Annotated in this window: 4 protein-coding genes; all 4 read left to right on the forward strand. The window is 64.7% G+C overall.

Annotated elements, in window-relative coordinates:
* Window positions 1-354, forward strand: a 354-nt coding sequence (gene minC, locus EN750_RS22060) for a septum site-determining protein MinC (protein WP_127397636.1), incomplete at its 5' end; no start/stop codon positions are given.
* Between the two features lie 67 nt (window positions 355-421).
* Window positions 422-1,237 carry a septum site-determining protein MinD gene (minD, locus tag EN750_RS22065; protein ID WP_013530671.1) on the forward strand — a complete coding sequence of 272 codons (816 nt, stop codon included), beginning with the start codon at window positions 422-424 and terminating at the stop codon, window positions 1,235-1,237.
* On the forward strand, window positions 1,234-1,506 hold the full coding sequence (minE, locus tag EN750_RS22070) for a cell division topological specificity factor MinE (protein ID WP_024501686.1): 273 nt from the start codon (window positions 1,234-1,236) through the stop codon (window positions 1,504-1,506). Before minD ends, minE begins: the two co-directional genes overlap by 4 nt.
* Window positions 1,507-1,684: 178 nt before the next feature.
* Window positions 1,685-3,889 carry a diguanylate cyclase gene (locus EN750_RS22075; protein ID WP_127397637.1) on the forward strand — a complete coding sequence of 735 codons (2,205 nt, stop codon included), beginning with the start codon at window positions 1,685-1,687 and terminating at the stop codon, window positions 3,887-3,889.
* The last annotated feature ends 145 nt before the right edge of the window (window positions 3,890-4,034 follow it).

Consider the following 4,034-nt stretch of genomic DNA (forward strand, 5'->3'; position numbering starts at 1 on the left):
GATAGCGAGCCGCAGGTTGGAGCTTCGGGGACGCTGATGATCAAGGCGCCGATCCGCTCCGGCCAGGCGATCGTGCATCCGCATGGCGATGTCATCGTGCTCGGCTCGGTCGCGTCCGGGTCGGAGATCATCGCGGCGGGCTCGATCCATGTCTACGGCACGCTGCGCGGGCGCGCTTCGGCGGGTGCGCTGGGCAACAGGGGCGCGCGCATCTTCTGCCGCAAGAACGAGGCCGAGCTGCTGGCGGTCGACGGCTGGTACGTCACCGCCGAGGAGATGGAAGGTGTTTCGCGCGGCAAGCCGGTGCAGGCGTTTCTCGACGGCGACGCGTTGCGGGTTTCGACGCTGAGCTGACATTCGTTTCGATATTGGGGCGGCCGATGGTCGCCCGACCAAGAACAACAACAACGGAGGCTTTTCAATGGGCAAGGTAGTGGTGGTCACCTCGGGCAAGGGGGGCGTCGGCAAGACGACCTCGACGGCGGCCCTCGGGGCGGCCGTGGCCAAGACCGGCAAGAAGGTGGCGCTTGTCGACTTCGACGTCGGCCTGCGCAACCTCGACCTGATCATGGGCGCCGAGCGGCGCGTGGTGTTCGACCTCGTCAACGTCATCCAGGGCCAGGCGAAACTCTCGCAGGCGCTGATCCGCGACAAGCGGGTCGAGACGCTGTTCCTGTTGCCGGCCTCGCAGACGCGCGACAAGGATGCGCTGACCGAGGAAGGCGTCGGCGAAGTCATCGACAAGCTGCGCTCGGTGTTCGACTACGTGTTCTGCGACAGCCCGGCCGGCATCGAGCGCGGCGCGCAGCTCGCCATGCGCTTTGCCGACGAGGCGGTCATCGTCACCAATCCGGAAGTGTCGTCGGTGCGCGATTCCGATCGCATCATCGGCCTGCTCGACGCGCGCACCTTGCGGGCCGAGCAGGGCGAGCAGATCGCCAAGCATGTGCTGGTGACCCGCTACGATGCGGCGCGTGCGTCGCGCGGCGAAATGCTGTCCATCGACGACGTGCTGGAAATCCTGTCGGTGCCGCTGCTCGGCATCATTCCGGAAAGCCAGGACGTGCTGCGCGCCTCCAATCTCGGTTCGCCGGTGACGCTGTCGGAGCCGCTCAATTCCGCTGCCAAGGCCTATATCGACGCCGCCAGGCGGCTGGAGGGCGAGGAATTGCCCGTCATCGTGCCCTTCGAGCGCAAGGGCTTCCTCGATCGTCTTTTGGGAAGGAGGGCGGCATGAACCTGCTCGACATCTTCAAGCGGCGCTCCAGCGCCCCGGTGGCGCGCGAGCGGCTGCAAGTGCTGCTCGCCTATGAGCGCCGCAACCGCAGCCAGCCAGACCTCGTCTCCATCCTGCGCGAGGAGATCATGGCCGTCATCGCCAAGCATGTGCAGATCGACCAGGACTATCTGCAGGTCTCGATGGACCGCGGCGAGACCATGTCGACGCTGGAAATCGACATCCAGATCCCCAACAAGAGCGCCGTGCCGCTGGCCATGGCGGGGTGACTTAGCAAGACTTGGGTTCCTCGCCCTCATTTCATGGGGGGTGAGGAACCGTGCGTCGTGCGAGGAGCCGCGGCTGGCGTCGTTAGGACGTTGATAAGCATTTGGTAATAAAAGCCGGGAATGAGATGCTGGCTCGATGTGACATGCGCAATGCTGTCGTTCTCGGCGGAGCCATGACATGCGCATCAAGAGCCAGATCATTCTCTCCATGGTGGCCGCCGCGGCCCTGATCGCGCTGGTCGGCGGCGTCGCGATCTTTACGCAGAAAGTGGCGACCAAATCGTTGGGGTTGACCGAAGCGACCAATGTCGCGCGGGAATTGGCCGACACCATCGTCTTCAAATCAACCGATGGGACGCTTTCGCTGCTCGAGCGGCCCGAGGCGCTCAAGCAATTCTTGTTGCACCAGCACCGCCGCCTGCACAGGGATTTCCTGGTCCTTGACAGCAACAAGACCATCCTCGCCCATGCCGCCGACGAAGAGCACCAGGTCGGCGATAAATTCAATCACGACCCCGGCAACGAAATCGGCCAGACCCTGGCGGACGGCATTCCGCGCAGATTTGTCGACCCGGAGGAAGTGAACGCCATGCTGGCCGTTCCGATCGAAAATCCCGAGGGTGCGATCATCGGCGCCGTGCTGCTGGAATATGACCCTGTTCTGCAGGCCGCCGAACAAAGCACCAACAGCTTGCTCTGGCTGGTTGGCCTCAGCGCGGCGGCCGCCGTGCTGGTCGCGGTCGGCTTTGCATGGCAGCTGCTCCGCCGTTTCAGCTCTGGCCTCGGGGACATGATGCGCGGCATGGAAGCGCTGGCGAAAGGCAATGCCATGACGCGCATCAGCCACGCCCGCAACGATGAATTCGGGCAGCTGGCCGATGGCTTCAACACGATGGCGGAGCAGCTTGCATCGGCGCGTGCGCATGTCGAGGACATCGTCGAGACGGCTGCCGAAGGCATCGCGGTTCTAGACGGGGACGGCCGCATCGCCAGCGCCAATCCGGCGGCTGCAACGATGATCGGGCGGCGTGCCGACAAGATCGTCGGGCAGCAATGGGATTCGGTGCTGACCATTCGCGATCCCAGAGGCGGCGCGTTCGCCGCCGGCGCTTCTCCCATCGAAATGGCGCTAGCCACGGGCCGCCAGCAGCAGGGCGAAGTGCGCCTGGCCAGATCCGACGGCTCGCACCTGCCGGTCATCGCCAGTTGCGGTCCGCTCAGCCGATCCGAAGGCGGTCTCGTCCTTACGCTCAACGACATCAGCGAGCTGCGCCGCGCGGAAGGAGTGGTCAACGAGCGTGCCGATCAGCTGGCACTCCTCAACCGTGAACTGCACGAAAAGTCCGAAACCACGACCCGTCTGGTGAAGCTTGGCGAACTGCTGCAGGCCTGCGTCACCTTCCCGGAAGCATTCTCGGTGGTCGGCACCGCCATGGCCGAGTTTCTCGGTGGCTTGAGCGGAACCGTCCACCTGACCAGCGCGTCGCGCAACCTGGTGGAAGAAATGGCGCATTGGGGCGACGTCCGCTCGAGCGCCACGCAATTCGCGCCGGAAGACTGCTGGGCGCTCAGGCGCGGCCAGGAACATGTCGCCGGCCCCGGCATGCTCACGCCGCGCTGCGCGCATATCACCGAGAACGGCAAGAAGGGCTATGTCTGCATGCCTCTGGCGGCGCAAGGCGAAACGCTGGGCATCCTTCATCTGTGCGAACCGAATGCGGCCGAGAAGCCGCAATGGCTGGCTGAGAGACAGCAGATTCTGCGTGGTGTCGTCGACACGCTGGCGCTCGCCCTGGCCAATCTGCGCCTGCGCGAGACGCTGCGGCAGCAGTCGATCCGCGACCCGAACACCAGTCTGTTCAACCGGCGATATCTCGAGGAGACGAGCGGCCGCGAACTGCGCCGGATGGAGCGCTCGGGCCAGCCGCTGGTGATCATCATGCTCGATGTCGACCATTTCAAGCAGTTCAACGATACGTTCGGCCACGAAGCCGGCGACCTTGTCCTGAAGCAAGTCGCCGCCACCTTGATCGAGCACGCTAGGGATAGCGATGTCGTGTCGCGCTACGGCGGCGAGGAGTTTGCCCTGGTCATGCCGGGAAGCTCGGTCCAGGAAGGTGCCGAGCGGGCGGAAGCGCTGCGCCAGGCAATCAGGAAGCTTCATTTGACGCATCGCGGCCGAACGCTGGGCACCGTTACAGCCTCGTTCGGGGTCGCCGCCTACCCCGAGCATGGCGTGGGCTGGGCCGAATTGACCAATGCCGCGGATCACGCGCTCTACGAAGCCAAGGGTAATGGGCGCGACCGGGTCGCCATCGCGCTGGGCAACGCGTCCGGCGAGCGACCTCCGATCCAGTTGGTACCAGTCCCGAAAAGCAGCTGAGACCGTTTGGGTTAGAGCACTCGGCCCGGCCCTGCGATAGTGATCTTGCGCCTGCCAAGAGATCAGGCGAGCTTCTCCGCTGCCCTCGAGGTCTCGCGCGGGCTCTTCTGAGCGGCCACGGTCTTGCCGTCCTTCAGACCTCCAC

Origin of the sequence: Mesorhizobium sp. M7A.F.Ca.ET.027.03.2.1 (genome assembly GCF_003999175.1) — a bacterium.
Lineage (GTDB): Bacteria > Pseudomonadota > Alphaproteobacteria > Rhizobiales > Rhizobiaceae > Mesorhizobium.

What these genes read in the sequence shown, in the direction of transcription:
- minD (WP_013530671.1), top strand. Translation starts at nt 422, where the DNA reads ATGGGCAAGGTAGTGGTGGTCACCTCGGGCAAGGGGGGCGTCGGCAAG.
- minE (WP_024501686.1), top strand. Translation starts at nt 1,234, where the DNA reads ATGAACCTGCTCGACATCTTCAAGCGGCGCTCCAGCGCCCCGGTGGCG.
- EN750_RS22075 (WP_127397637.1), top strand. Translation starts at nt 1,685, where the DNA reads ATGCGCATCAAGAGCCAGATCATTCTCTCCATGGTGGCCGCCGCGGCC.